This is a genomic window from Microcoleus sp. MOSTC5 (genome assembly GCF_036701825.1).
GTDB classification, from domain to species: domain Bacteria; phylum Cyanobacteriota; class Cyanobacteriia; order Cyanobacteriales; family Microcoleaceae; genus Microcoleus; species Microcoleus asticus.
This window is the reverse complement of sequence record NZ_JAUBRK010000088.1, coordinates 1-24,819: the sequence shown is the minus strand read 5'-3', so window position 1 is coordinate 24,819 and position 24,819 is coordinate 1. Positions and strand designations below refer to the sequence as shown.

At 45.9% G+C, this 24,819-nt stretch carries 22 protein-coding genes and 1 pseudogene; 8 read left to right on the top strand and 15 right to left on the bottom strand.

Annotated elements, in window-relative coordinates; all coding sequences use genetic code 11:
* Positions 1–403: type II toxin-antitoxin system VapC family toxin (locus QUA54_RS30940; RefSeq protein ID WP_333418465.1), on the top strand; the 403-nt coding region annotated here is incomplete at its 5' end.
* A gap of 89 nt (positions 404–492) precedes the next feature.
* On the opposite strand, the gene hisC is transcribed toward QUA54_RS30940, so the two are convergent.
* From hisC to QUA54_RS30920, 4 genes are all read right to left on the bottom strand, one after another.
* Complete coding sequence (gene hisC, locus QUA54_RS30935; RefSeq protein WP_333418463.1) at positions 493–1,539, bottom strand: histidinol-phosphate transaminase; 1,047 nt, start codon at positions 1,537–1,539, stop codon at positions 493–495.
* Between the two features lie 41 nt (positions 1,540–1,580).
* Entirely contained in the window at positions 1,581–2,294 is a 714-nt protein-coding gene (locus QUA54_RS30930) for a glycerophosphodiester phosphodiesterase family protein (RefSeq protein ID WP_333418462.1), read from the bottom strand.
* On the bottom strand, positions 2,291–3,145 hold the full coding sequence (locus tag QUA54_RS30925) for an alpha/beta hydrolase (RefSeq protein WP_333418460.1): 855 nt from the start codon (positions 3,143–3,145) through the stop codon (positions 2,291–2,293). The genes QUA54_RS30930 and QUA54_RS30925 overlap by 4 nt, the downstream gene beginning before the upstream one ends.
* Positions 3,146–3,333: 188 nt before the next feature.
* A complete protein-coding gene (locus QUA54_RS30920; protein WP_333418458.1) occupies positions 3,334–4,596 on the bottom strand; it encodes an esterase-like activity of phytase family protein in 1,263 nt (420 codons plus the stop codon).
* Positions 4,597–4,629: 33 nt separating this feature from the next.
* Here QUA54_RS30920 and QUA54_RS30915 point away from each other — a divergent pair, with 33 nt between their 5' ends.
* Positions 4,630–5,952: a tetratricopeptide repeat protein gene (locus tag QUA54_RS30915; RefSeq protein WP_333418456.1), complete on the top strand. Its 1,323-nt coding sequence runs from the start codon at positions 4,630–4,632 to the stop codon at positions 5,950–5,952.
* Positions 5,953–6,022: 70 nt separating this feature from the next.
* Here QUA54_RS30915 and QUA54_RS30910 read toward each other — a convergent pair whose 3' ends face one another.
* Positions 6,023–6,544: a GNAT family N-acetyltransferase gene (locus QUA54_RS30910; RefSeq protein ID WP_333418454.1), complete on the bottom strand. Its 522-nt coding sequence runs from the start codon at positions 6,542–6,544 to the stop codon at positions 6,023–6,025.
* A 447-nt stretch (positions 6,545–6,991) separates the two neighbouring features.
* Here QUA54_RS30910 and QUA54_RS30905 point away from each other — a divergent pair, with 447 nt between their 5' ends.
* Positions 6,992–9,043, top strand: coding sequence for an ABC transporter ATP-binding protein (locus tag QUA54_RS30905; protein WP_333418452.1), 2,052 nt, complete (start codon positions 6,992–6,994; stop codon positions 9,041–9,043).
* Between the two features lie 94 nt (positions 9,044–9,137).
* Here the strand turns inward: QUA54_RS30905 and QUA54_RS30900 are convergent, their stop codons facing one another.
* From QUA54_RS30900 to QUA54_RS30880, 5 genes are all read right to left on the bottom strand, one after another.
* Positions 9,138–9,356 carry a hypothetical protein gene (locus QUA54_RS30900; RefSeq protein WP_333418451.1) on the bottom strand — a complete coding sequence of 73 codons (219 nt, stop codon included), beginning with the start codon at positions 9,354–9,356 and terminating at the stop codon, positions 9,138–9,140.
* A gap of 144 nt (positions 9,357–9,500) precedes the next feature.
* Positions 9,501–10,718: a DNA double-strand break repair nuclease NurA gene (locus QUA54_RS30895; RefSeq protein ID WP_333418450.1), complete on the bottom strand. Its 1,218-nt coding sequence runs from the start codon at positions 10,716–10,718 to the stop codon at positions 9,501–9,503.
* 407 nt (positions 10,719–11,125) lie between these two features.
* Positions 11,126–11,923: an HAD family hydrolase gene (locus QUA54_RS30890; RefSeq protein ID WP_333418467.1), complete on the bottom strand. Its 798-nt coding sequence runs from the start codon at positions 11,921–11,923 to the stop codon at positions 11,126–11,128.
* 230 nt (positions 11,924–12,153) lie between these two features.
* Positions 12,154–12,888 (bottom strand): DUF928 domain-containing protein, encoded by a 735-nt coding sequence (locus QUA54_RS30885; protein WP_333418448.1) that lies wholly within the window; start codon positions 12,886–12,888, stop codon positions 12,154–12,156.
* A 138-nt stretch (positions 12,889–13,026) separates the two neighbouring features.
* Positions 13,027–13,764 carry a DUF928 domain-containing protein gene (locus QUA54_RS30880; protein WP_172184711.1) on the bottom strand — a complete coding sequence of 246 codons (738 nt, stop codon included), beginning with the start codon at positions 13,762–13,764 and terminating at the stop codon, positions 13,027–13,029.
* 337 nt (positions 13,765–14,101) lie between these two features.
* Here QUA54_RS30880 and QUA54_RS30875 point away from each other — a divergent pair, with 337 nt between their 5' ends.
* The 4 genes from QUA54_RS30875 to malQ all read left to right on the top strand — a co-directional run bounded on the left by QUA54_RS30875 (position 14,102) and on the right by malQ (position 19,026).
* Positions 14,102–15,892 (top strand): CHASE2 domain-containing protein, encoded by a 1,791-nt coding sequence (locus QUA54_RS30875; RefSeq protein WP_333418446.1) that lies wholly within the window; start codon positions 14,102–14,104, stop codon positions 15,890–15,892.
* 71 nt (positions 15,893–15,963) lie between these two features.
* Entirely contained in the window at positions 15,964–16,722 is a 759-nt protein-coding gene (locus tag QUA54_RS30870; RefSeq protein WP_172184715.1) for a MinD/ParA family ATP-binding protein, read from the top strand.
* A gap of 202 nt (positions 16,723–16,924) precedes the next feature.
* A complete protein-coding gene (locus tag QUA54_RS30865) occupies positions 16,925–17,050 on the top strand; it encodes a photosystem II protein Y (protein WP_172184717.1) in 126 nt (41 codons plus the stop codon).
* Positions 17,051–17,517: 467 nt separating this feature from the next.
* Positions 17,518–19,026, top strand: a complete 1,509-nt coding sequence (malQ, locus tag QUA54_RS30860) for a 4-alpha-glucanotransferase (RefSeq protein ID WP_333418444.1) — start codon at positions 17,518–17,520, stop codon at positions 19,024–19,026.
* Between the two features lie 386 nt (positions 19,027–19,412).
* Here the strand turns inward: malQ and QUA54_RS30855 are convergent, their stop codons facing one another.
* Entirely contained in the window at positions 19,413–20,294 is an 882-nt protein-coding gene (locus tag QUA54_RS30855; RefSeq protein WP_172184721.1) for a helix-turn-helix domain-containing protein, read from the bottom strand.
* Complete coding sequence (locus QUA54_RS30850; protein ID WP_333418442.1) at positions 20,291–21,085, bottom strand: pseudouridine synthase; 795 nt, start codon at positions 21,083–21,085, stop codon at positions 20,291–20,293. The genes QUA54_RS30855 and QUA54_RS30850 overlap by 4 nt, the downstream gene beginning before the upstream one ends.
* A 598-nt stretch (positions 21,086–21,683) precedes the next feature.
* Between QUA54_RS30850 and QUA54_RS30845 the strand changes: the two genes are divergently transcribed.
* The gene (locus QUA54_RS30845) at positions 21,684–22,475 is read left to right on the top strand and encodes a DUF2993 domain-containing protein (protein WP_333418440.1); all 792 of its coding nucleotides are present in this window, start codon (positions 21,684–21,686) and stop codon (positions 22,473–22,475) included.
* 152 nt (positions 22,476–22,627) lie between these two features.
* Here the strand turns inward: QUA54_RS30845 and QUA54_RS30840 are convergent, their stop codons facing one another.
* The 3 genes and pseudogenes from QUA54_RS30840 to QUA54_RS30830 form a co-directional block, all read right to left on the bottom strand.
* Complete coding sequence (locus tag QUA54_RS30840) at positions 22,628–23,545, bottom strand: phosphatidate cytidylyltransferase (RefSeq protein WP_333418439.1); 918 nt, start codon at positions 23,543–23,545, stop codon at positions 22,628–22,630.
* A 334-nt stretch (positions 23,546–23,879) separates the two neighbouring features.
* Positions 23,880–24,473 carry a precorrin-6Y C5,15-methyltransferase subunit CbiT gene (cbiT, locus tag QUA54_RS30835; RefSeq protein WP_333189586.1) on the bottom strand — a complete coding sequence of 198 codons (594 nt, stop codon included), beginning with the start codon at positions 24,471–24,473 and terminating at the stop codon, positions 23,880–23,882.
* Positions 24,474–24,572: 99 nt separating this feature from the next.
* Positions 24,573–24,819: pseudogene (locus QUA54_RS30830) on the bottom strand (aminotransferase class I/II-fold pyridoxal phosphate-dependent enzyme); the annotation flags it as partial.

Genomic DNA, 24,819 nt, shown 5'->3' with positions numbered 1-24,819 from the left:
GCATGGTGGCATGATAGGAAAGCATCAGCACTTCATTCTACTCCTCTATCATTACATATTTAGCACTACCGAAATTCTTAGTGCTTTTGCACGCAGACAACGTGAAGGCGGTATAACTGCTGCGGAAGTTGCTGCACTTATTGCAAAGTTTCGCTCTGAATTCAATAGTCGGTATAGAGTTATCGAAGTTGAGCTGGCACTGGTTGAAAGGGCGGGTGAATTGATTGTTCAATATCCACTGCGGGCTTATGATGCTGTGCAATTAGCGTCTGCTTTGCGCGTTCAATCAGTTTTAACATCCATACCAGAAACTCAACTAATTTTTGTTTCTGCGGACAACAGATTGCTGGATATTGCTCAGTCGGCAGGGTTGGCGACAGATAATCCTAATAATTATCAGTAATCAAGCTGTGTGTAGTCAGGAATTCAAGTCCTCATAAAAATCAGAGGACTAAAGTCATTACTAGAAACTACTTTTAGTGCGATCGTTATTTAGAGAATTTCTTTCAAAGTTTTCACTAAGATTTGATTCTGTTCCTCAGTACCTACACTAATCCGCAATTTGTCTTCCAATCGCGGCTGATTGAAGTATCGAATCAATATTCCCCGTACTTTCAGTGTTTGATAAATTCTTTCTGCATCGCCGTTTTGTGGCCTAACTAACAAAAAGTTGGTTTGCGAGGGCCAAACGTCAAAGCCTAATTCCTGGAAACTAACGGCTAGTTTTGCTCGCGAAGCCTTAATCTTTTCGGCGTTGGCTGTTTTGTGATCTCGATCGGCGATCGCCGCCGCCCCCACTGCATAGGCTAAAGCATCTACATTATAGCTGTCTTTAATTTTATTTAATTCTGCCAGCAGCGCCGGATTTGCTATGCCAAAACCCAGCCTCAATCCTGCAAGGGAATAACCCTTTGAAAGCGTTCTCAAAATAATAACATTACTGTACTTTTTTGTCAAGTCCAAAGCATTTTCTTCTGCGAAATCTACATAAGCTTCGTCGATTACAAGAATGCCCGATAACTCTTTAGCCAGTTTCTCCAAATCTGCAACAGATATGGCTGTTCCCGATGGACTGTTTGGCGAAGCTACAAATGTCACTGCACCCTGGGCTGCTATTAGCAAATCGACTGGTAACTTGTAGTCGTCGGTATAAGGAACTTCAACAAATTCTGCATCTTGAATTGCTGCCAAAGTGCGGTACAATACATAGGTTGGCGCGGGACAAACAATCTGTTTCCCAGATTCGCCCACAGCGCGAACTATCAAGTTTAATAAATCGTCGCTGCCGTTACCTACAACAATCCAATCGTCAGCCACTCCCAAAACTTGACTAGCAGCAATGCGGAAACTTTTGCCAGTTGGATCTGGATAGCGCCGCAGCATTTCTCCCTCTATTTCCTGAAGCACTTTTAAAGCTTTGGGAGAAGGCGGATAGGGATTTTCATTAGAATTTAATTTAATAATTTTTGTGCCTAGCGGTGGCTGTTCTCCCGGCACATAGCCAGACATTTCGTGGATGCTTTTGCGAAAGTAATTCATCGATTATCTGCGTTTATCTGCCTTCATCTTCGGTTAAAAAATTATATCAAACAATTAGTGACTATCCGCGTGATACCCAAATCAATTAACTTTTGCATATCCGCTCGATCGTCCACCGTCCAGGCCACAATGTCAACTCCCTGACTCCGGCTTTCTTGAATTAGTACGGGGTTTTCCAGCAACACGCGATACTGGCTGCTAATCAAATTATCCCGATGCGCCACAGCTTGAGCAAATTGAGTTTTGTACGCTTCTAGATTAGCAACAATATGTCCGATCGCCAAATCGTCAGATAGCCGCCGCACTTGTTCCAGAAATCCATCGTTAAAGGAAGTAATAACGCATTTGTGTTGGATCTCTGCGCCCTTCAAAGTATTGACAAAATCCGCGACATCTGCATCAGACCACTCGCAGTGCGGCTTGACATCAAAGTAAAGAAATTTGTCAACGTTTTTGAGGATAGCTAATGATTCTTTTAAAGTAGGAATTTTTTGTTGTGAAAATTCATCGCTAAACCATTTTCCCGCATTAAGTGTCTGCAATTCAGACAGAGTTTTTTCCCTAACTTTGCCGGAAACTCCTGTTATTCTATCTAATGTTGCGTCGTGAAAAATCACTGGTACGTTGTCGGCGGATAGCTGGATGTCAAATTCGATCGAATGAGCTCCGCGGGCGATCGCGAGTTCAAAAGCTGCTAAAGTATTCTCGGGGGCGATCGCCGAAAATCCCCGATGTGCGATAATTTCTAAATTCACCGTCTTGTGCCCTCTAAAAAACCTGCCACAGTTTGATTAAAAGTTTCCGGTTCAGTCAAAAAAGACCAGTGATTCCCCGGTACTTTTGCAACGGTAAGATTTTTCAAGTATCTATTGTATGGCTGCATTTGCCAAGCCATGCGATTTACGCCTTTTTCCGGCTGTACAAACAAAGTCTCGATATCAATATTTTCAGTTAAACCGGCAACTTTCATCACTTCTGCAAATATCTGATTTCGGGCTGCAATCGCAAATTTACTGCCCCAACTTCCGTCAGATTTTTGTTCGATTTGGTGTTGGAATACCATTTGCTGCAAGTCACTCCAATCTGCGTATTCTCGCGATTGTTTTGCTGCTGCTTCTGCTTGGGATAAAGTCGCAAACGGGCCCACACATTTGAGACAGTCTAATTTTCGGTAAACAATTGGCAGAGTGATTTTCATCGCGGCGGGCAGTTTGGTGATGAAGATGGGGTCTACTAAAATCATACTGCAAAAGCGATCGGGATTTTGCCTCGCCCAAATCGGTGCTAGTTTTCCGGTCCAAGAATGTCCTAAAATGTGGGCGTCTGGCCAGTTGAGATGTGCCATCAAAGCTTCTAAATCTGCGATCGCACTTTCAAAAGTATAGCCTGTTTTCGGTTTGCTACTCTCTCCGTGACCGCGCATATCTGGCGCTACAATATGATAGCGGTTGGATAAGTAATTGCCCAAGCTAGTCCAGACACACGCACTATCTGCTAAACCGTGCAGCAGCAGCAAACGCGGAACTTTTTCTTTCCCTGTTTCTGGCTGCCATTCTAGGTATGAAAGTTCGATTTCTGGTAAGTGCAAAGTCTTACGAGTTGGCATGATTAGGGTGTTTTATAGTTGGATAAATTTGATTTAACCTCATTTATACTATTTTTATGAACAGGCAAGATGCCTGTTCCACAAAGAGTGAAGTTTATTGGACTGTTTTCCTAAACAGGCTTTCCGGCTTATTTCACAAAGAATAAGTCTTCTTCTTGTGGGGTGGGCTTCTAGCCCGCCCTTCTGACCTAATTTTTGCTTTTTAAACTCAACAAGATAAACTGAGTTTTCTGCGCTTCATCAAAATTGTCGTCGCTGACCAAAACTAGACTCTGGCTGCCGTCGGGCAAGCGCGGGCCGAGGGTCATTCCCTCTAAATTATATAGCGGAATCCCGAGTTCGCTTAAGTCTAGCAGCAACTTTTTCTTAACAGGTTCTACCATTGCCACTCGCCCTTTAAAACTCTGGATTCTCGAAGTATCTGTAGCCGCCCCAACCGCTACTTGATAAATCCTAGCGCTGTATCCCGACAGCCCAAAAGAACGTTCTAAACTCAGAATCTGACCGCCACCGACAGTTACTAATTCTGTTAAACCGTTCAAAATAGTCATGGGAACTTGGTCGAGCTTGTAAAGATTTTCCGAGACTAATTGCGGCGTTTTATCGACGATGATATAATGTAAAAGACGGAGTTTGCTTGCCTGTTCCGGGTCTAAATCTTGCATTAACGGCGCTTCCGTAGCTGCGAACAAACGAAAGGGATCGAGACCGCCCGGACTAAAAGTTTCTGGGTCGATGGTTAAAGATTCAAAACCTAAATTGTCCACCACTCCTTGCTGCTGTTTTTCATCGCTGGCATCGGGAATATAGCGCTTTGGTATCGGCAATTGTCCCCGCATTTGCCCTGTTTTGAGGTCAAATTCACCGAGAAAAGGAGGGATGCCAACATGAGTAACGCCTTCGCTAGCGACAAATACTGAATTGCGGGGAGAAAGGGCGATGCCTTCGGGATTGATGGAACCCCAAGAGAAGGTTTCACCGTCTGCTTTTTTGAGGGAGGTAACACCTTCAACGGTAACTTTTTTCAGGCCAATATTTGCTGGGTCACTTGATGTGAGGTCGAGTCGGAGACTGTAAAATCTCGCTTCTCCGTTTTCGCTGGGGTCGTCGGAAAGAGCGTAAAAGCGATAAGCTTTGGAAGTGACTGCACTAATACCTTTGGGATCGTAGGTAATTCCTGACAAACCGCCGACTGGTACTCCTTCAAAATTGATTTTTGGCAATTGGTACTCGCCCAAAAATTCTAGAGACATTTCTGGAAAAGAGCGGTCTCTAGCAACTGCGGGAGGAGGGGCGCAAGCTGTGCAAACAGTTAAGAGAATTAGGGCTAGACTGAATAAGCGTAAAATACGAGCGCCCAACGTCTTTAAATCCCAATAATTGCTCAGTGCGGTGACATTTATTTTGTTGCTCTTGTTGAACAGTTTGCTTTTGTGCCATCTTTGTGACATAATTTATACCGTTTTGTAGATATGCAAAACTTGATGTTTCCAGAAAAGATGCCGAATCGCGGCAACCAAATTTTGAGAATGAGAAGTTCTGTGCCAATTGGGTGCTTGCTTTTCTTGTGGCTGTGTGCTGGTTCGATTGCTAGCGCCCAAACTAATCCACCAGGCCTCGATCAATTTTCTCCTAATCCTCTAGAAATTACCACACCCGATCCCCTAGCTCCCGCTAATGAATCTTTGAGCAGCACTCAGCGGGAGGAACTGACTGCGGCTTTGGAAGAGTTAAACTTAGAAGCAGCGGCTAAACTGCAAGCTGGAGATGGGGTTGGTGCTTTTGAAATTTGGTTCCGAGAATTGCGGCTGCGGAGGTATCTGGGCCCGGCGGCGGAAATTGCTGCTTTGAGTCGGGTGGGAAGTGTTGCTTGGACTAACGGTAAAAACCTGGAACTACAGCTTATTACTAAACGGTTGCAAGCAATTCAAAAAGAAGTCAAATCCCAAGAACCACTTAATACTGAGTTGCTCCCCACCTTGGTTGCGGCTTTTCAGCAGGTGCGCGCTAAAGGCCCGACTGTAGAAGTTTACCAAGAAATTCTCGAAAATGCGCGCCAAAACGAAGATATATTGGCTCAAGGTCAGATTTTGAAGGCGATCGGGCTAATTCACATCAATTGGTTGAGTTACGATAAAGCTGCTCCCGTGTATGAGGAATTGGCTACTTTAATTCAGGAAAACCGCGATTTATTTGCTGCTAATTCTGCTGTGCAAAATTCTGCTGTAGTTGCGGGAAACGGCGCGCCGCCGCAGCCTGTAACTCCTCCAACTGAGGTAGATACTCTGAGACAATTGGCCTACGTTTACCAGCAGTCGAAACAACCCCTAAAAGCGATCGCCGCCCGTGAAAAACTAGCATCGGTGTATCTTAACTTACAAAATCCCAGCGCTATACCACCGCTCAAAATTGCGATCGCCAGCGATTACCAAACCATAGGTCAAATCAATTTAGCAGCTCAATACTATCAGGAAGCCTACAATTTAGCCGTCCCCATTCAACAGTATGCTCAGGCTAGCGAAGCTTTGGATAAATTAGCATTGCTTTACCGAGCGCAAAAGCAGTGGGAGCCGACTTTGCGGATTTATCAAATGCAGTTGCTGTTAGAAGAGCGGGCTTACAATTTTTACGGATTGATGAATGCTTACGACAATATCGGTCAAGTTTATCAAGAGATGACGGCTTACGATAAAGCTTTGGAAGCCTATCAAAAAGGGTTAGAAGTGGCTAAAAGATTGGGACACCGACAAGAGTATTTTGATAAGAAGATTCTCAAGGTGAACAAGCAATTGCAAAGAACTTCGTAGTTGTCTGCAGGCAATAATGACAAATTGCAATGTGAGTAATTTAAATGCAGTAAGGTGTGCAATGCACACCCTACAAAATTACTTTTGACTCGTAGGTTTCTCGCGAGATAGAGTAATAGAGTACATCAGTTTCGTAATAACGAGCATTTTTTTCATATTTCATGCCAACTTTCTGTATCACCCGCTGCGAGGCGATATTTTCTGGGCGTGCGATCGCAACTATTCTCTCTAACTTTAATATTTCAAATCCATAGTTTAGACTAGCAAAAGATGCTTCTGTGACTAATCCTTGATTCCAGTAAACTTTGTCGATCGCATAGCCAAGCTCAACTTCCGCTGTTTTGTCCAGAAAAGCAAGTCCGCAGCGACCGATCAATTTACGGTCTATTTTATGTACTAATGCCCACATTCCGAAGTTGTTTTGTTCCCAACGTTGGAGCATGGTATGAATGGCGATTTCTGTTTCTTCTCTAGTTTTAACTCCTGTGAGGTATTTCATTATTTCCGGATCGCTGTAGATGCGGTACAGCTCATCTAAATCTTCAGGCGTAAATTGTCTCAGATACAATCGGGCTGTCTCTATTTCGTGCATAATTTATCAGTACAAAATCTAATACACTTTCATTAAGACGACGGTGAAATGTAGAATCAATCTCTTCAATGCAGTGAACTGAATTTTGAAAATCCAGCATTTGAGCCAGCAAATAAAACCAGTGGCCTACTCTATGTCTAAAGGCATAAAGTGGCAAGTAGCGGGTATCCGCAATTGTAATAAATATGGGTGACTGAGCGCTGTATGGTTGAATAATTTGCTGGATCTGTAGAAGATTTCCTAATTTGACTGGCTCTATTTGCTACAATTATTAGTTGGACTATATTGTACAGCTTTTTTGCTAAAAGCTGAGCGAACCGATCTCGCCCGCCCGCCCTACAAGCCGCGCAGCGAAAAAAAAGCTCGATCTTCTCAGCAAAAGCGCGCGAGTTTAGCAGAATACTAGCTTCTGCAATCTAAAATCTAACATCTAAAATCTAACATCGGATGACAATTTCCTCACCAGTAACAGACACCAAAAACAAATCCGGCCAGGAAACAGACTGGCGGTTATTTCTGAGGTTGGCATCTTACGCAACCCGCAGCAAACGCTTGCTGATTATTTCGATCGCACTATTAGTACCGCTAGCAGTCTCAGGAGCAGTTCAACCGATTCTCATCGGACAGGCAATTTCGGTAATTCGCTCGGAACCTACCTACGAATTATTGCGGGGATTGCCTTTATCTGCGGCATTGAATCTTCTGGCAGTTTTGCTCATGCTAACTATAACAGTTAGATTGGCACTGCAATCACTTCAAGGCTATTTAGTCACGAAAGTAGGGCAAATAATTACTACAGATATTAGAAATGATTTGTTCACACACGTCACATCGCTAGCAGTGAGATTTTTCGATCGCACTCCTGTAGGCAAACTTATGACTCGCCTCACCAGCGATGTAGAAGCTTTGGGAGAGGTTTTCTCTTCAGGGGCGATCGGCATTGTCAGCGATTTATTTTCTATTTTAGTAATTGCCATTTTCATGTTTACCATGCAGTGGCAACTAGCTTTAATGTTGGTGCTGATGATGATACCAATTACCGCAGTCATAGTTTATTTCCAGTATCAATATCGCCTAGCAAATTACACTACCAGAGAAGAACTTTCCGATCTCAACGCACAACTGCAAGAAAATTTGACTGGTATTGGCGTAGTGCAGCTATTCCGCCGCGAAAGATTCAACTCAGAATTGTTTCGCGTCACCAATAAACGGTACATTAAAGCCGTTGACACAACTATCTTTTATGACTCAGCCGTATCTGCGACTTTAGAATGGATTGCTTTAGTGGCCATCGCAGGGGTTTTGTGGATGGGCGGTCAAAGGGTTTTAGCTGGTAATCTTAACTTCGGTACTCTGTCTGCATTCATTTTATTTGCTCAGCGTCTCTTCGATCCGCTGCGGCAATTTGCTGAGAAATTCACTGCAATTCAAGCAGGATTTACCGCCGTCGAACGGATTAGCGATATTCTCAACGAACCGATCGAAATTAAAGATCCAACTAGCGGGAAGAAGGAAGAAGGAAGAGGGAAGAAGGAAGAAGGAAGAAGGAAGAAGGAAGAGGGAAGAAGGGCAGGTTATTCACCGTTGTTGATAACTGGACATCCAGAGGCAACTGCTTATAACTTGTCTCCGTTCGATCGAGAATTGGCAGATAATCATCAAAATCCAGCAAGTTCAGAATATCGTTTATTGCCTAACAATCCCCAATCACCCCCTGCCAACCTCCCCAAGCTAAGGGGGGGAGAAAATGCCAAATCGCAGAATTCAGAATCTGGAGAAATCCAATTTGACAACGTGTGGTTTGCTTACAAAGAAGACGAATATGTCCTGCAAAACCTCAATTTCACCATCAAATCAGGCGAAAAAGTAGCATTAGTCGGCCCTACCGGTGCGGGCAAAAGTTCGATTATCCGTCTTCTCTGCCGCCTTTATGAACCTAGTAAAGGGCGGATTCTGGTTAATCATGTGGACATTCGGGATTTGCCTCAAGCAGAGTTGCGCAGGCACATAGGAGTGATTATCCAAGATGGCTTTCTATTTGCTGGCGATGTGAAGAGCAATATTAGCCTGGGAGAAAATTACTCGATTGAGGAAATTCAAGCAGCAGCAGAAAAGACAAATGTTGCCCGTTTAATCGAACAGTTGCCTCAAGGTTATGACACGCAATTGCGGGAACGGGGAACCAATCTTTCGGGGGGACAAAAGCAATTATTAGCGTTTGCTCGCGCCGCTATTCGCAATCCCAGTATTTTAGTTCTAGACGAGGCAACTGCTAGTTTGGATGTGGGAACCGAAGCTTTAATTCAAGAAGCTTTAGAGCGTTTGATGGCCGACAGAACGGCGATTATTATTGCCCACAGGCTTTCGACTATCCGAAATGTCGATCGTATTTTAGTGCTCAAACGCGGGCAGTTAGTAGAGTCTGGCAGCCACGAAGAGTTGTTGCAGCAAGAAGGTTTATATGCCAGTTTGTACAAGTTGCAAATGCTGGGAAGTTAATATCTGAAGGAAGAAGGAAACTTCTCGGAATCCCCACATACCCGGCTTCTGGAAGAAGCCGGGTATTTAAAAAAATCAAAAATCAAAAATCGGATTACTTGCCCGAAATCATTTTTCCTATGGTTTCCGGCAGGTGAATTATATGTTGAAAAAGCTGGTTGGGGCCGATGCCAAACAATAACTGCATCGCCAGCACAATTGCTGCTAAACCTATCGCTGTACCGATGCTGGCTTTCAATACTTTAAAAGCCCAATTAAACACCAGCCAAGATACAAGTAACGAAGCAATTAAGATAATTAGTTCTATTGGCATATAACATTTTTAACTTTATTTTAACTCTACATAACTTACGCAGCAATACCAAAGCAACCGGGTTTTTTATCTGCGTTAAAGGCTTAAATGCAGTATTTGCGTAAAAACCCGGTTTCTGCGTCCCAGATTACTCTACTTATTACTTCAAGCAATACTGCCGCGCTTCCGTGTTTCCTTATAAGAAATTCCCACATTTTTTAAGCCTGCTTTAATCATTTGCTGCTCTAACAAAGCGAAAAAGCGACTTCTATCGCCCCCCGTGACTACCGCTTGATTGTGAGCTTCTGCTAGCGTCACCGGATACCCGCCGCCTTTGTGTACTTGAGCCAGCATCATTCCTAATGCTAAATCTAGCTGTGCTTTATCTTGTGCTACCCATTCCGGCACTTCTATTCTAGCAATTTCTGTGCCAACGTGAACGTAACAGAAATAGACGGAATTAAGACCGTACAAATCTAAAATTCGAGCTTGCGATTTCCACAAAGGGCTTCTTTGTCCCGGTGACAGGATTGTTGCCCACAAGATGGCATCCCGCAAGGGTTCAAATTCTTGACAAGGTGCTTTGTCGGCGAAAGAAATTGTGGCGGCAAATCCGACGTTCGGGCAATTTGTCATGCAGTCTGGTACTTCGTGGGTGCAAGCTTCAAACCGTAAAAAAGATAAGCTTTCGCTGCTGCGAGAAGCGCTTAAGTATCCTAACAGCGGAATTCCTGCTAAACGCAACTTGTCCCAAGCTTCTAAAATTGGCAGCAAAATTTGGTCGCGCGCTTCGCTGGGTAACTGTTCCAAAAACCAATAAATCAGGGAACCGTCTACCATTGCTAAAGCTGGCGCGGGCAATTGATTGTCGTTAACTTTTGCCCAATTGCAGCCCATTTCTGCTAAGGCAATTGCTTCGGAAACTGCTCGCCGGTATCCCATCCATTCTTCGGTTCTAATTCCCCACTGTCGCGAACCGTACAAGTCTTCGGGTTTGTAGAAAACCTCGGGTACGCTGTCTAAAACTGGGTGGCGGCTTTGCCCGTAGTGCAGCATGACTGTGCCGACGTTTAGCAAGTAGCAGTAGGCTATTTCGTGATGGTTGGGGGAAATTTGCGAGCCGTCTGTGGCAAAGACTGTGTGAGCGGCGGGGGGTGCGGTGATGTAGGTGCGATCGGACAATGGCTCGATCGGCGTGGCAGCATTAAATAAAGTGCGATCGCGCCAATTCTCTTGCAATTCCACCAATTTTCCCTGTTCCGCTGCAGCCTTTACCAGCAAATTCTGAGCCACTTCCAAACGCTGGCGAGCCGCGTGAGCTTCCACATTCAAATGTTGGCTCATTCCCTGCATTGCCTTGGCTGCTTTAGTTAAATCGAGCATTGGTTTTAAGTTTCAATATTAGAAAGCTTTCAAGCTGAGAAATTATCAAAACACTTTTCAATTTTTGGGTTCCGAAGCTTGGTTATTTGTCATACACGCGGTTTGATAAACTAAAATACTTCGTACGGGCCCGCAGAAATAGCAAAAAAACCAGTTTTTGAGGTTATTAGTACCTCCAAGAGTCGATCAAAAAAACATTATTTTTGTCGATATTCTTGCTTTTTTGGGTAATTTTTGTTATATTTATTTTATAATCGGATGGTGGGAAGAATATTATTTTTTCCACCATCCGATTATATTAAAATACCATGTCTCCGCCGCAAAAGTCAACAAAAAAGATGTAAAATTTTGTAAGATTTTTTGACTTTGAAAAACAAAAAAAATCCCACCTGCCAATAAATTGAACATCAACATTCGCTCGGCAGCCAATCGGCAAAATCTCCGGCAAACTGCGACAGAGAAAGCAATTGAACAGGTGGATTTTGGGCTACAGATTCCCGTTCGGGCAAAGTATTGTAACCCCAATCAGCCAAAAATAACCTCACCTGAGATAAATCCGGCTGCTGCTTCACCGACAGCAAAGTTTTTAACCGATCTTCCACAAACCAAATAGTCGAATCTTTGGCAGACGCAGCCAAAAACTCCCGCAAAATTTGGTGTTTTGGCTTGTTGTATTCCTTACCGAAAATCAACTCTGACGGCATTTGTACGCCTGCTAGCTGCAAAAGTTCTCGGACAAAACGACCTTCCTTTGTAGTGACGATCGCCACTTTCACCGACGAACTCTCCTGCAAGGAGTGCAAGCGATCGGCTACCCCTGGATAAAAGCGGTGCAAAGACAGCCACCCAGCTAAATCCTCAGCAATCCAATTATCGCGCAATCCGTCCAACATAGCGCCGACAGACTGCGCTTTCAAATTATTTTCGGTCAATAAATGCGGTACTATATTCGGCCACTCCAGCAAAATTTGCTCTTCCGTAATTCCTGTCAGCAGTGCGCGGATCAGCAGCGGCATTTCCCAACCAGTTTCGATGGCGGGCCGCACTCGGTAAAAACTCAAAGCTAAATCTGGATCGGGCACTGTTTCGACTGGTTTCCAGATTTGACAGTAGGTACGCCAAGCAGTTTGGAAATATTCGATTAGTCCGTCACAAATTACACCGTCAAAATCAAGAGCCAGAATTGTCGGAAAGTTATTAGCCATCAATCGATTTTAGATTTTAGATTTTGGATTTTGGATTGAAGAATTGAACAATTGGAGAATTGAAGAAAGCTATCTCACGGATTAATCCGGGGACTTGTTATCTGATACTATTTTTTGGTTGTGCCAGGATAAATACGGGGGCTTGTACCCTGGCTGCTTTCGGTCACTGGATTGAAGAATTGAAGAATTGAGTATGCACACACTCACCAATGATTGGTGAAGAGTCGTTATTAAAAAGACTGAACTAGCGGTTGAGCGGCAATCGATTCTAGTCCTTGAGACTGCAACAATTGTGTCCATTCGGTCGTCAGTCGCGAATCATCGGGTGCGATGCGCCGCATTTGGGCTAAAGTAGCAAGAGTCTCGTACCAAATCCCATTTTTAGCATAAGCAATCAGCCTCGCCCTCGGGTCTGGATTTGCCAAATCGCTCTTGAGAGTTGCCTGGGGTTCAATTCGCTGAATCCATCCTTTAACAATATAATCTCCGGAACGCTCTAGAGGATCGCAAGCTAGTGCAAACGACCACACATATCGCTTACCAACCTCAATATTTTTTGTCTTGTCTTTCTCAGAAATGCTAACTCCAACAATTCCGGCTTTGTCATTTTTGATAGTAGTTTCGTAGACTACTTCGGATTCATCTTCGTTTAGCAAAACAAACTCTACTTGAGCCGCAGGTTGAGAAACATATACAAAAAAGGTTGGCGACTCTGTTAGCGTTAAACCAATATTGCTTTCAGGTATTAAGGGAGTAATTGATAAACCTTCGCGCAACTGACAGCCTCGATGCGTCCCTCCTTGTCGGTTGTCGGGGGCTGTGACATCTGGAGGTTTAAAATTAACATTCTGACTCAGCAGAATTGGTGCAGGCACAGCCTGCATCGGTGAAACCAAACTGGGGAGAGTAACGGCGATCGCAAATACAACCATCGCCAGTGCAGTAAAATGTAGAAAACGTTTCATTTTTTCACCAACTTGTAGAGATATTATAGATCGCATCTCTACTGTTAAGCCGGAGTTTAAACCTCGCGCGATCGGGTAAATTTGTCAATTTTTACATCGCAATCGGAAGACCGACAAAACTTCAAGAAATAGCGAGATTTAAAGAGGGCCAACCAGCGGTTGAGTTGCAACTGATTCCAGTCCTTGGGACTGCAATAATTGCGTCCACTTGGCTGTCAGCCTCGCATCCCCCGGTGTCTGGCGTCGCATTTGGGCTAAAGTAGCGAGAGTTTCGTACCAAATCCCATTTTTAGCGTAAACGTTGAGCCTAGTCATCGGGTCGGGATTTGCCAAATCACTCTTGAGAGTTGCCTGCGGTTCAATTCGCTGCACGAACCCTTTAACAACTAAATCTGCCGATCGGTCTTGGGGGTCGCAAACCATCGAAAACGACCACACGTATCGCTTACCAACTTCAAGGGATTTGTTGTTGCCCGTGGCAGGAATGCTCACTCCCACAATCCCGGATTTGTCAAGTTTAAAAGTTTTTTCATAGATAACTTTGTCCTCGTTGTCGTTCAACAAAGTAAACTCTATTTCTGCTGACGTTTGAGGAACATAGACAAAAATGGTGGGAGACTCTGTTACGGTTAAACCGATATTAGTTGGAGGCACTAAAGGAGTAATAGATAAACCCGCCGGACAAAGCTTGCTGCCGCGATGTGTCCCTCCTTGTCGGCTGCCGGGGGCTGTTACGTCGGGAGGCTGGAAATTAACATTTTGACTCAGCAGAAGCGGCTGGGATTGTGCCCGCATCGGTGCAAGTGAACTGGGGACGGTAGCTGCGATCGCAGATACGGCGACCGCAAGTGTAGCCCGATGTAGAAAACGTTTCATTTTGTTGTACCTTTCACTATAATATTGCAAACACAGACATTCGCTGATGGCGACAAATATTTTGAGCGGCTAGTCGAGGGCGCAGATACACAATTGGAACCTTGACATATCATCAATAACATTAATTAATTCGATCGGCAAGTGGATTCTCCGTCCGAAAAATCATGCCACCTAGGTTCCCAGTATAATTGCATACAGTATATCGCGGTAAACTGTAAAATTTTGTTAAAAAGCGGTCGGAGTTTCCCGGTGTTCTAAGATGGAGGAAGTCTCCGGTAGGGGGCAAAGGCGAAACAACTGCTGTTCCAGAAACGAGTCAAACTTTTATGCTGGGATAATGACTAAAATATCTAACAAAATTCGATCGGCAGCGGCTCAATTGAGTCAAATGTATAAACCATCACTAGCATTGGTTAGGTCTGTATTAATTGCCAGCGCGGCAGTAACATTATCCTTGATCGGGGCCAGACAGCTAGGAATACTCGCTCCAGTAGAATTAAGCGCTTACGATCAAATGCTGAGGTGGCGTTCCGACGAAAAGCCAGACCCGCGCTTGTTAGTTGTGGGGATTACCGAAGCAGACATTCAGAAATTGAAACAGTGGCCGATATCCGATCGCAAAATAGCTGAAATATTACAAAAACTCGAAAAAATGCAGCCGGCAGTCATCGGTTTAGATGTACTGCGAGACGTACCTTTAGGAGACGGGCGCCAGGAATTAACCAAAATTTTACAAAAAAGCGATCGAATTATTGGAGTATGTTTAGTTACCGACGGAAGCCCGGACAATCCCGGTTCTCCACCTGCGCCGGGGCTGCCACAAAACCGGGTAGGATTTGCAGATTTCGGAGTCGATCCGGGCGGCATACTCCGCAGAGCTTTATTATTTATGAAACCGCCGACAATAGAGGGCAAATCCTCGGTGGAAAAACATCTTTGTAATGACAATTCTCAAGTTTTATTTTCATTCAACCTTCAGCTAGCACTCCGCTACCTGCAAGGACAAAAAATCTCTCCCAAACTGGCACCAGATCAATCTTTATGGCTGGGAAAAACCCAATTAAAAAAATTAGAAAGCAATGACGGAGGATACAGAAATACCGATGCCAGAGGATATCAAATATTAATTAACTATCGTTCGAGGCAGCAGGTGGCAAACCAAGTCAGAATTACGGATGTTTTAGAAGGGAAAGTTGACCCGAATTTAGTTAAAGGTAAAATAGTGCTCATCGGTTATACCACAGAAACCGTTAAAGATTTCTTTTATACTCCTTACAGTGGGCGACAGCAAAGCAAGCAATTCATGCCGGGTATCGTGGCACACGCACAAGTAGTCAGCCAAATTTTGAGTACAGTTTTAGACAACAGACCGATGTTTTGGTTTTGGCCGGAATGGGGAGAAATCTTGTGGATTGCGGCATGGTCAATTGTGGGAGGAACCTTGGCATCGCGGATGGCTCACCCAGTGCGGTTGGCGGTGACATTCGCAGCAATACTGTCTGGGTGTTGCGCGATTAGCTTTGGGATTTTTCTGTTGGGAGGGTGGGTGCCTGTGGCAGCGCCAGCCTTAGCATTAATCCTAACTGGCGGCAGCATAGTATCAGCAGACAGATTTAATAAAGCCGGATACGGGAAAGCAATTAGCGATCGAGTAAAACAAGTCTTCAAAATCGAAATAGACCAAGCCAAAAAAGACCAGCAAGTCGCAGAAATCACAGAATCTGATTTCTTTAAAGAATTGCAGCAAAAGAAAGATAAACTGAGGATTAGCAAACAAGAAACCTCTGAAAAAGCACCTTGCGATCCCCAAGAAATAACTCCTAGTAACGCAGAGCTTGCCAAAGGGCAAAGTCAGGCAGATGAATACTTAGCTCAGTTGCAGGAAAAAGCCACACAGCAGAAGCAGCGCGCCGCCGTGACTGAATCGGAAAGCGGCTCAAAAACGGTTACCCCGAGCGATGCCTGTTCGGGTGCTAGTTCAGCCGAAACCAAACCCGATGACGAGTTCAGCGATTTGCAAGCCAAAGCCAAACAAATGCGGCAGCGCAGGGGCGCAGAAAAGAGGATAAAAGATGAAAAAATGGATAGTTTAACAGACAAGGAGGATTTGGGGGACAAGGAAGAATGACAGAGAACTCGACTGCATCGAGAATTGCATCATAATGGGTTCTCGCCGTTTCTTACCCTCATACGCAGATCATGTCCAAAATCATCTCTGTCCACTCTTACCGGGGCGGAACTGGCAAATCGAACACGACAGCAAACCTGGCATCTATTATCGCTCGCGGCGGCAAGCGGGTCGCCATTGTAGACACAGACATTCAATCGCCCGGGATTCACGTGCTGTTCGGTTTCAGCGAAAGCAACATGGATCGCTGCCTGAACGATTACCTGTGGGGCCGGTGTCCGATGGCGGATACGGCCTACAATGTGAGTTCGCTGCTGCCAAAATTAGCCAGTAACGGCAGCCTCTACCTGATTCCTTCAAGCATTAAAGCAGGCGAGATAGCGCGAGTTTTGCGCGAAGGCTACGATGTGGGGCTGCTTACCGACGGCTTTCAAGAACTGATCGAGGTTCTGGACTTAGACTACCTATTTATCGACACGCACCCGGGGCTCAACGAAGAAACCCTCCTCAGCATCACCATTTCCGACATCCTGCTGTTGATTCTGCGTCCGGATCAGCAAGATTTTCAGGGAACGGCTGTCACGGTAGATGTGGCCCGCAAATTAGAAGTTCCCAAGATTTTGATGACGATCAACAAAGCCCCAGAATCTCTAGATTTCGAGGATTTGAAGCAGCAAGTAGAGAGTATTTACAACATCCCAGTTGCAGGGGTGCTGCCCCACAGCGACAAGATGATGCTTCTCGCCAGCAAGGGGGTGTTTGCCCTGCACTTCCCTAAAGATCCTCTAACTAAGGTGGTGGAAGGGATTGCGAAACAGATTGTGGGATAATTGGTGCAGCGAATGTCGATCGCCCGCCCAAGAGTGAGTTTCGATCTCAATTCCTCCCGAGCGATGTCCTCCTGCGTATCCGGCTGCCGGCGGAGCAACTTTCAAAGGCGACAATATTTGGTTAAAGACTCAGGAGAATGGCGACAAAATGAGATACAAATAGATTATGAGAATTTGTTAAAAAACTTTAGGAGGAGAACTCATGGATTTTGACTTCCGCATACTAATAGTATTGCTGCCCGTCTTGTTGGCTGGTGGCTGGGCTGCGTACAACGTCGGCACTATAGCTCTCAAACAAGTGCAGAAATTGTTGAACAAGCAAGCTTAAACTCAGCCTCTTTTCAGGTAATCCCGCAGCCGACTGTTTATTGAGATACAAAAACAGCCGGCTGATTTGTGCATTGGCTCTGCTTAACTGATGGCTGATTTTTGGCAAGCGGGCAATTTACGGCCGCAGAGAGATGGGGCGAAAGCAAAAGAAAAGTTATCTTAAAAAGTTAGCCATAAACCGGGTGCAATTGACCAAAATACGTCTTTGCAGCAGGCGCTCCCCGGTACAAGAACCCGGTTTATTCGCGAGGCGATCGCGTAACTCCTGATTTTGATGTTTTGGGCTTTCCTCTACACTTGTGAGTAGAACCCAAAACAAATATTTGGCAAGCACGTTCCCGCAGAAAATATGAGACAATCACAAAAGTATTTGCCCTGACAATCGCCCTAAAAACTGCGAAGTTTAACTTGTAGGGAAGATCGGTCAAATTGTCAATGTTTAATTCCTATATCTTTAGATAGATTATGCTTTTTCCCCGATCGAGCGGCATTCTACTCCACCCCACATCCTTTCCCAGTCGATTTGGCATTGGGGACATGGGAATAGAAGCATATCGCTTTATTGACTTTTTAGTAGAGAGCGACCAGCAATACTGGCAGGTATTGCCGCTGGGGCCGACAGGATACGGCAATTCTCCTTATTCGTGCTATTCAGCAATGGCGGGAAATCCGCTGCTGATCAACCCAGAACTGCTGCGGGACGACCAATTGCTCGCCGATGAAGACTTCGCTAATTTACCAGAATTTCCGCTCGATTATGTAGACTTCGAGCGGGCGATCGCCCTGAAAGTGCCTTTGCTCAAAAAAGCTTGCGAAAACTTCCAAGCCAAAGCATCGCCGATCCAGCAAAAAGAATTCTCAGCTTTTTGCCAAAGCAAAGAGAGTTGGCTGGAAGATTACGCCTTATTTATGGCACTAAAAGACAACTTTGGCGGTGTTAGCTGGAACAATTGGGAACCAGAAATTGCCCGTCGAGAACCCGAGTCGCTAGAGAAGTGGCGCCAGCAGCTAAGTGCTGAGATTTATTACTACAAATACGTCCAGTTTGAGTTTTTTCGCCAGTGGACGGAGTTGAAACGCTATGCCAACCTGCGGGATATTAAAATTATTGGCGACATTCCGATTTATGTAGCTCACGACAGCGCGGATGTGTGGTCTCATTCAGAAATATTCTGCTTGGATGAAGCCACCGGAGAAGCAGCTTTAATGGCCGGAGTTCCCCCTGATTACTTCAGCAGTACAGGTCAATTGTGGGGCAACCCCGTCTACAATTGGGAGAAGTTGCAAGCAAATAATTTCGAGTGGTGGGTGCAGCGTTTTGAAGCGATTTTCGCTTATGTAGACGTGACTCGGATCGACCACTTTCGAGGATTTGAGGCTTACTGGGCGGTGAAACGCGGACAAGAAACTGCGATGTACGGAGAGTGGATTAAAGCGCCGGGAACAGCTTTGTTGGATGTAATTAACGAGAAGTTTGGTAACTTGCCGATTATCGCTGAGGATTTAGGGGTAATTACTCCAGAAGTAGAAGCTTTGCGCGATCGATACGAGTTTCCAGGAATGAAGATTTTGCAGTTTGCTTTCGGCGCTGGATCGGACGATCCTTTTTGGCCTTTCAATTACGATCGCAACTGCGTAGTTTACACCGGCACTCACGACAACGACACGACTGTGGGATGGTTCAATCAACTGCAACACTACGAAAGAGATGAGGTTTATCGTTATTTTGGCTGCATCGATCCCCAAGGAATTCACTGGTCTTTAATCCGCATGGGTTGGATGTCTGTTGCTAATATGGCAATTGTGCCGTATCAAGATTTGTTGGGTTTGGCTACGGACGCGCGGATGAATTTTCCGGGGAAAGCAGAGGGAAATTGGGGCTGGCGGTATCGACCCGAAGCTTTGAATTGGGAAGTGGGCGATCGGCTCAAAACCATGACTTACATCTCCGGTCGCGCTCCAAATAAAAATTGATCGTCTGGAATGGGTAGTTGGTAATTGTTAATGGGTAATATCCAATCTGTTAGCATCAGAATTATTCCTATCTCTCTTCTTGCTCTCTGCGTGAATCAGCGTCAATCGATTGTCATCTGCGACCCGAGAAATTAACTTTTTTTAACCGCAGATGAGGGCAGATTAACACAGATTAACGCAGATGAATTAGATCGATTCCGTTTGCACCATTCATCCGTGATTGTTGACTGTTGACTGGATTTGACTATTCCGATGCAACCGAAATCGATCTAATTTGTAATTGTTAATGGGTAATTGGTAATTGGTAATGAGTGAATAAAGACGGACATTCTAATTAAAAGCCCTGGACTGCCAGCCATTACCTATTCCCGATTACCCATTAACACTTACCCTTCATTTTTTGGCGGTGTTGCAGGCTTGAGGTCGTCTGCTTTAAAAACTACTTCTTTGACGACTCCAGGAACTCCGAGTTGTTCGGCTTGTCCGTTATTGACGGCAACCATTACCCCGCCGGCGTTACCAGCTACAACTACCAATTGCTTTTGAGCCTGCCAGGTGCGTACAGTTCCTGAAGGCAAAATTCCCTCAAACTCTGTTTTGCCATCGACTTCAACCTGCATCCACGATTCGGCTTTAAAAGTGACGCTAACCATCACTGGTTTATTGCCAGATTTATCTAAATTTTGACCTGTTCTTGCTGCTTCCACAGCGGCGTAACTATCCGGTTTCTGATTTTGTGAGGCGCTCGATCCCTCAGCAGCTAAACGTGCTTGTTCTTGCTGGCCAAGCGCTAGTTCTTTGGCTCCCGCACCGTTTTTAGCGGTCACAGAACCGCCCATCAACTGAGATAAGACATTGACCGAACAGATAATTAGAAATGTGTAAAAGAGGTAGAGGTGCATCGGGCGCAACTGAGGCCCATCTTGCCAGGAGAGCTTGGTTCTCGATCGGGCTGGCGGTTCGATCGGGAAAAAGTCGGCAAACTGAGTTCCGTCCAAACCCATTGCTTCAGCGTAGCGCTTGATCAAACCCTGAGTGTAGACGGGTTCGGGAAGTTGGTCGAGTTGACCGTCTTCGATCGCTTGCAGCAGATTCCGCCGAATCATTGTTACCACAGCTACTTTGTCCAAACAAATCGACTGCTGTTCGCGGTACTGGCGGAGTTGAGCCCCTATTTCCGCTAGCTTCTTCTGAGCTGGTTCTGGCTCTTGGGAGTGCAGTTTCTTCTTAGTTGTTTTGAAGAATAAAAACAATAAATTCTTTGTCATATGCTGTGCTCCTGGGATTTTACTGGCACGCTTATTGATGTTAGGTTGACTAGATTCCATAAATAAATAATTTCCGAATCTTCTAGGGGTCGGTAGCAGCCCGGTGGCAATATTGGCAATTCGGGCCGCTGCAATTGAATCGGGCCGATCGCTGTGCGGTGCAGCCCCACCACGGGATATCCCAACTGCTCGGCTGTTCGCCGAATCTGTCGGTTCCTGCCTTCTGATAGAATGACTTCTAACAGAGTTTTGTCTCGCGCGCGATCGAGAACTCTCACTTTCGCGGGCAAAGTCTTTCTGCCTGACAAGATAATGCCGTGACGCCACGCTTCCAGTATGGGTTCCGGGGGATCGCCGAGAACCCAAACCTGATAAGTTTTGGCGATCGAGTGACGCGGATGGGTCAAACAAAATGTCAGCTTACCATCATTGGTGAGCAAGAGGGCACCGGTGGAATCTGCATCTAAGCGTCCTACGGGGTGGATGCCTTGACCCGAGCGCAGTTGGGGCGGCAGCAAGTCGAGAACTTTCGATCGGGCTCTGGGGTCGCTGCAAGTAGAAACGACGCCTGCCGGTTTATTGAGCAACAGATAAACCTGTGACGGTCGATCCGTTGGTTTTACCGGGACTCCATCGACTTCGATCAGATCCAGATCGGGATCTGCTTTTTCTCCTAAGCGAACAATATTGCCATTAACTCGGACTCGTCCAGCTACAATCATCTGTTCTGCAAGACGGCGAGAGGCAATGCCCCACTGGGCGAGGATTTTTTGCAGCCTTTCATCTGACATGACGGGAGTGTGGAAACCCCCAACGAGCGAGCGGTGGGGGAGGAAACACGACAAGGTTAATTGATTAACCTTACTAGGAATGCTCAATTCCTGCTTGGGAATAAATTATAATCCTCGACCAATCCTTAGGGGGCGTTAGGCCCTGTAAGAATTGTCCTGATGGCATGACCCTGAATGTTGCGCAAAAACTACGAGGAAAAGACTCGCCGCAGGAACAGGCTTGCACCGTTGGTTTGCGACTGGTTTTAGAGGTGTGGGTCTGACCAGACCCTAAACCAACACTACCATAAATCCCGTACTGCTGGTTAAATTTATACGCTCGATCGCAAATTTTTCCTGGGGATCGCACAACTCGCGAACTAAGGAAAGATCCCAAGGGGGGAAAGGGTGATAATTTTTCTGCTTCTGGCGTTGCTGAGGCGAGATTTCTGCTTGGTTTTGGAGTTAATAGGAGTTGCGCTCATCAACCCGGTTTCTTATAAAAATTGCAGGTTTACGGCGATATATCTGTGAATCAAAGGGGTTTTTGAGGCCGAACGCGCAAGTTCTAGTTAAATTTCTGTGCTTGAATATTAAGGTTTATATTCTGAAATTATTTATGACTGTCGATCGAAACTCTCATCAATTTGACAATAGAGATGGCGCTGCTGGCTATGGTGGGACTGTTAATCTCGGCGAGGAGCTGGGGAGACCTTCGCCGAGTCAAGGCAGCCGGATCGCGAGCGCGGTGCTGTCTCCGGCGGTGCAGTTGTGGCTGCGATCGCAAGTTCAGCAGGTGGACGACTTGAAGGTGAAAATTGAGGGGAGCGATCGACAAATCTTCAGCGGTGCGATCCCCAAAGTCACGGCTGCCGCTCGCGGTGCTGTGTATAAAGGACTACACCTAACTGAAGTTGCGATAGAGGGCTGCGGCATTCGCATCAACCTCGGTCAAGCTCTCAAAGGCCAACCCCTGCGCCTCCTGGAATCCGTTCCCGTGACAGGCGTTTTGAGGCTCAGTCAAGCGGATTTGAATGCGTCGCTGAAAGCGCCTTTGCTTGCTGATGCTTTGAGCGAATTTTTGCTGCCAATGCTGCCGCTGACAGATAGGGAACAGTCGCTGAAGTTGCAAAATTCGCAGATTGCTATTGAGGCGGGTTTGTTAACGCTTTCGGCGACAATTTTGCGCGCTGGCGGTAGGCAAATTCCTTTGGTATTGCGGACGGGTTTGCGGATGGCCAGCGGTCGCGAATTGATGTTTGAAGCACCAGAAATCGAAATGGATGGAGAATTAAAGAGCAGTGATTTCAATGGTTTTAAAATTGATTTTGGACCGGAAGTTGAGATTGAAGAATTGATTTTGAGTCCGGGGGAGATTATTTGTCGAGGAGGAATTAGAGTTTTGCCTTAGTTAGTTAACTGTTGACTGTTGACTGTTGACTGTTGACTGTTGACTTTAACCTTCCACGCAGAGCTTGGGAATACATACCCACTTCCCAATTCCCAATTCCCAATGCCAAATTCCCCCTTCCCAATTCTCAATTCCCAATTCGCAATTCCCAATTAGCGGGCGATCAAGTAAGAGTCGATCGCGGGCAACAGTAAAGTGACAAAATAGTAGACTAGGGGCGCGGTAAAAACATAACTGTCGGTGCGATCGAGAATGCCGCCGTGACCGGGGATCAACTGTCCCGAATCCTTAACGCCGGCGTCTCGCTTCATCATCGACTCAGTTAAATCTCCCAACAAGCTAGCAACGCCAATCAACAAACCAAAAGCAGCCCCAGTATACGGCCACCCCGGCCAGTGTAAATACCAAGACCCAGCGGCGGCCACGGCGATGCTGCCGCAAACTCCAAATACGGCACCTTCAACGGTTTTTTTGGGGCTGATGTGGGACAGGCTAGTGCGACCGAAGAATTTGCCGACAAAATAAGCCCCAATGTCAGCGGCCCAGATGCAGAAGAAAGCCAGCAGCAGCGAAGTCAATCCTAAAGATATATGGCTGGAATTTGTCCAAGACGGGGACGGGTAAATGTTAACCGGCAAATTGCTTGCTACTGCTTGCGAAAGTTGGGTTGTAGCAAGATTGGCTGGGTCGAGGCCGACTCGCAGCCGTACCCAATAGCTGGGCAAATAACCGCCGTAGAACAATCCTAAAACTGAAGCGGCAATATCGGCGATCGTCGATAATTTAGGTTGGAATAACAGGTAGAAACAGATTAAGGTTCCCGCTAGAGGGAACATGGCATCTACGAGTTCCGGTGCTAAGGCGGCAGTAATTAATAGCCCTTGACTGACGGCTAAGGTAGTTTTGGCAGCGGGTGCAATGCCTTTAGCCCTGGCTAATTCAAAATATTCCAATTGACCTAGGTAGACGATGACTCCAAAGCCGAGGGTGAAGTACCATCCCCCCATAATAATCATTCCCAAAGCAAGGGCGATCGCAACTATTCCACTGAGGATACGAGACCAAGGCATAAATGAATTTCTCTTGCAGACGGCGGCGGGTCATTCGATTTTAGATTTTAGATTTTGGATTTTGGATTTGAGATTTTGGATTTTTCTAGAGCACGAGTTGATCCCTTGCACAAATAACCCTTATCCCCCATCCGTTATCCAATATCTCAAGTCAGGCGGTCAATCCAGCTATGGTGGCCCCTATTCTTAAGTATGAAGGTTAAGTGAACTTAAAAAAGATTAAGAATTACATTTAGGAATGGGCATAGGGCATAGGGCATGGGGCATTGGGTATGTATTCCCAGGCTCTGCCGAGGAACCAGGTTAAAGTTAACTGTCAACTGTCAACTAACTTCTAATCCAGCTTTTCGCCGCTGAGAATAAATATGGGATTGACGGCGGCAAAGGTTTGACTCAGGCCGCGAGTCTCCAAGCGGTTGACGGCGGACTGGACTACTTCGATGTTGCGGACTTGCAACTCGGCGAACCCTTCGGAAAGGGCATAAAGATTCTCTAAATTCGAGGCTGTGGCGACAACTCTACCGTGGGGTTGCAAGTACCGCCAGACTTCTTGGAGAATGGCTTTAATGGGGCGACCTCCTTCGATGCAGACTCGGTGGGGGGGTTGAGGCAGTTTTTCCAGGCATTCCGGGGCACTGCCTTCTATGACTTCTACGTTGTTGAGCTCGAATCGATCGCAATTTCTGCGAATCAAGCTTGCTACTTCTTCGTCCCTTTCGACGGCAATAATCCGACCTTTGGGACACAGCAAACCTGTTTCTACGGCGATCGTACCAGTACCTGCACCGATGTCCCACACGACTGAATCTGCTTTCAGCCTCAGGTGGGAGATTAACAGCAGTCGGACTTCTCGCTTACTCATGGGAATTCCCGGTAAACGTTCAAATAAGTCATCGGGAATGCCTGGAGTGACGTAGGGCCAAAGCATAGTTCTATTTTTGATTTTTGATTTTTGATTGAAGCAAGACCGAAGTTGGAACTCGCGGAAGAAGTAGAAATTCTCCGCATTTCCCCCAAGCCTTAATATTTACTGTCGCACAACCTTGAGTGTTTGGAGGCCGGGATCGCTGCAACCTGTAATTTTTCCGCCGGCAGCCAGGATTTGTTGCAGGTAGTCAACGGCTGCTGGGGTAATAATTTCACCGGGCATCAGGACTGGTATTCCTGGAGGATAGGGACAGATGAGTTCGGCGCTGAGTCGATCGACTGCTTTGTCTGCGGGTACTGTTTCCGCTGGGAAAAAGAAAGCCTCGCGGGGGGAGAGGGGGAGAGGG

What these genes read in the sequence shown, in the direction of transcription:
- cbiT (WP_333189586.1), bottom strand. Translation starts at nt 24,473, where the DNA reads ATGCTTTGGCCCTACGTCACTCCAGGCATTCCCGATGACTTATTTGAA.
- QUA54_RS30885 (WP_333418448.1), bottom strand. Translation starts at nt 12,888, where the DNA reads ATGAAACGTTTTCTACATTTTACTGCACTGGCGATGGTTGTATTTGCG.
- QUA54_RS30875 (WP_333418446.1), top strand. Translation starts at nt 14,102, where the DNA reads ATGACTAAAATATCTAACAAAATTCGATCGGCAGCGGCTCAATTGAGT.
- QUA54_RS30895 (WP_333418450.1), bottom strand. Translation starts at nt 10,718, where the DNA reads ATGCTCGATTTAACTAAAGCAGCCAAGGCAATGCAGGGAATGAGCCAA.
- QUA54_RS30855 (WP_172184721.1), bottom strand. Translation starts at nt 20,294, where the DNA reads ATGACAAAGAATTTATTGTTTTTATTCTTCAAAACAACTAAGAAGAAA.
- QUA54_RS30925 (WP_333418460.1), bottom strand. Translation starts at nt 3,145, where the DNA reads ATGCCAACTCGTAAGACTTTGCACTTACCAGAAATCGAACTTTCATAC.
- hisC (WP_333418463.1), bottom strand. Translation starts at nt 1,539, where the DNA reads ATGAATTACTTTCGCAAAAGCATCCACGAAATGTCTGGCTATGTGCCG.
- QUA54_RS30840 (WP_333418439.1), bottom strand. Translation starts at nt 23,545, where the DNA reads ATGCCTTGGTCTCGTATCCTCAGTGGAATAGTTGCGATCGCCCTTGCT.
- QUA54_RS30900 (WP_333418451.1), bottom strand. Translation starts at nt 9,356, where the DNA reads ATGCCAATAGAACTAATTATCTTAATTGCTTCGTTACTTGTATCTTGG.
- QUA54_RS30880 (WP_172184711.1), bottom strand. Translation starts at nt 13,764, where the DNA reads ATGAAACGTTTTCTACATCGGGCTACACTTGCGGTCGCCGTATCTGCG.
- QUA54_RS30850 (WP_333418442.1), bottom strand. Translation starts at nt 21,085, where the DNA reads ATGTCAGATGAAAGGCTGCAAAAAATCCTCGCCCAGTGGGGCATTGCC.
- QUA54_RS30910 (WP_333418454.1), bottom strand. Translation starts at nt 6,544, where the DNA reads ATGCACGAAATAGAGACAGCCCGATTGTATCTGAGACAATTTACGCCT.
- QUA54_RS30845 (WP_333418440.1), top strand. Translation starts at nt 21,684, where the DNA reads ATGACTGTCGATCGAAACTCTCATCAATTTGACAATAGAGATGGCGCT.
- malQ (WP_333418444.1), top strand. Translation starts at nt 17,518, where the DNA reads ATGCTTTTTCCCCGATCGAGCGGCATTCTACTCCACCCCACATCCTTT.
- QUA54_RS30915 (WP_333418456.1), top strand. Translation starts at nt 4,630, where the DNA reads ATGTTTCCAGAAAAGATGCCGAATCGCGGCAACCAAATTTTGAGAATG.
- QUA54_RS30890 (WP_333418467.1), bottom strand. Translation starts at nt 11,923, where the DNA reads ATGGCTAATAACTTTCCGACAATTCTGGCTCTTGATTTTGACGGTGTA.
- QUA54_RS30865 (WP_172184717.1), top strand. Translation starts at nt 16,925, where the DNA reads ATGGATTTTGACTTCCGCATACTAATAGTATTGCTGCCCGTCTTGTTG.
- QUA54_RS30870 (WP_172184715.1), top strand. Translation starts at nt 15,964, where the DNA reads ATGTCCAAAATCATCTCTGTCCACTCTTACCGGGGCGGAACTGGCAAA.
- QUA54_RS30905 (WP_333418452.1), top strand. Translation starts at nt 6,992, where the DNA reads ATGACAATTTCCTCACCAGTAACAGACACCAAAAACAAATCCGGCCAG.
- QUA54_RS30920 (WP_333418458.1), bottom strand. Translation starts at nt 4,596, where the DNA reads ATGTCACAAAGATGGCACAAAAGCAAACTGTTCAACAAGAGCAACAAA.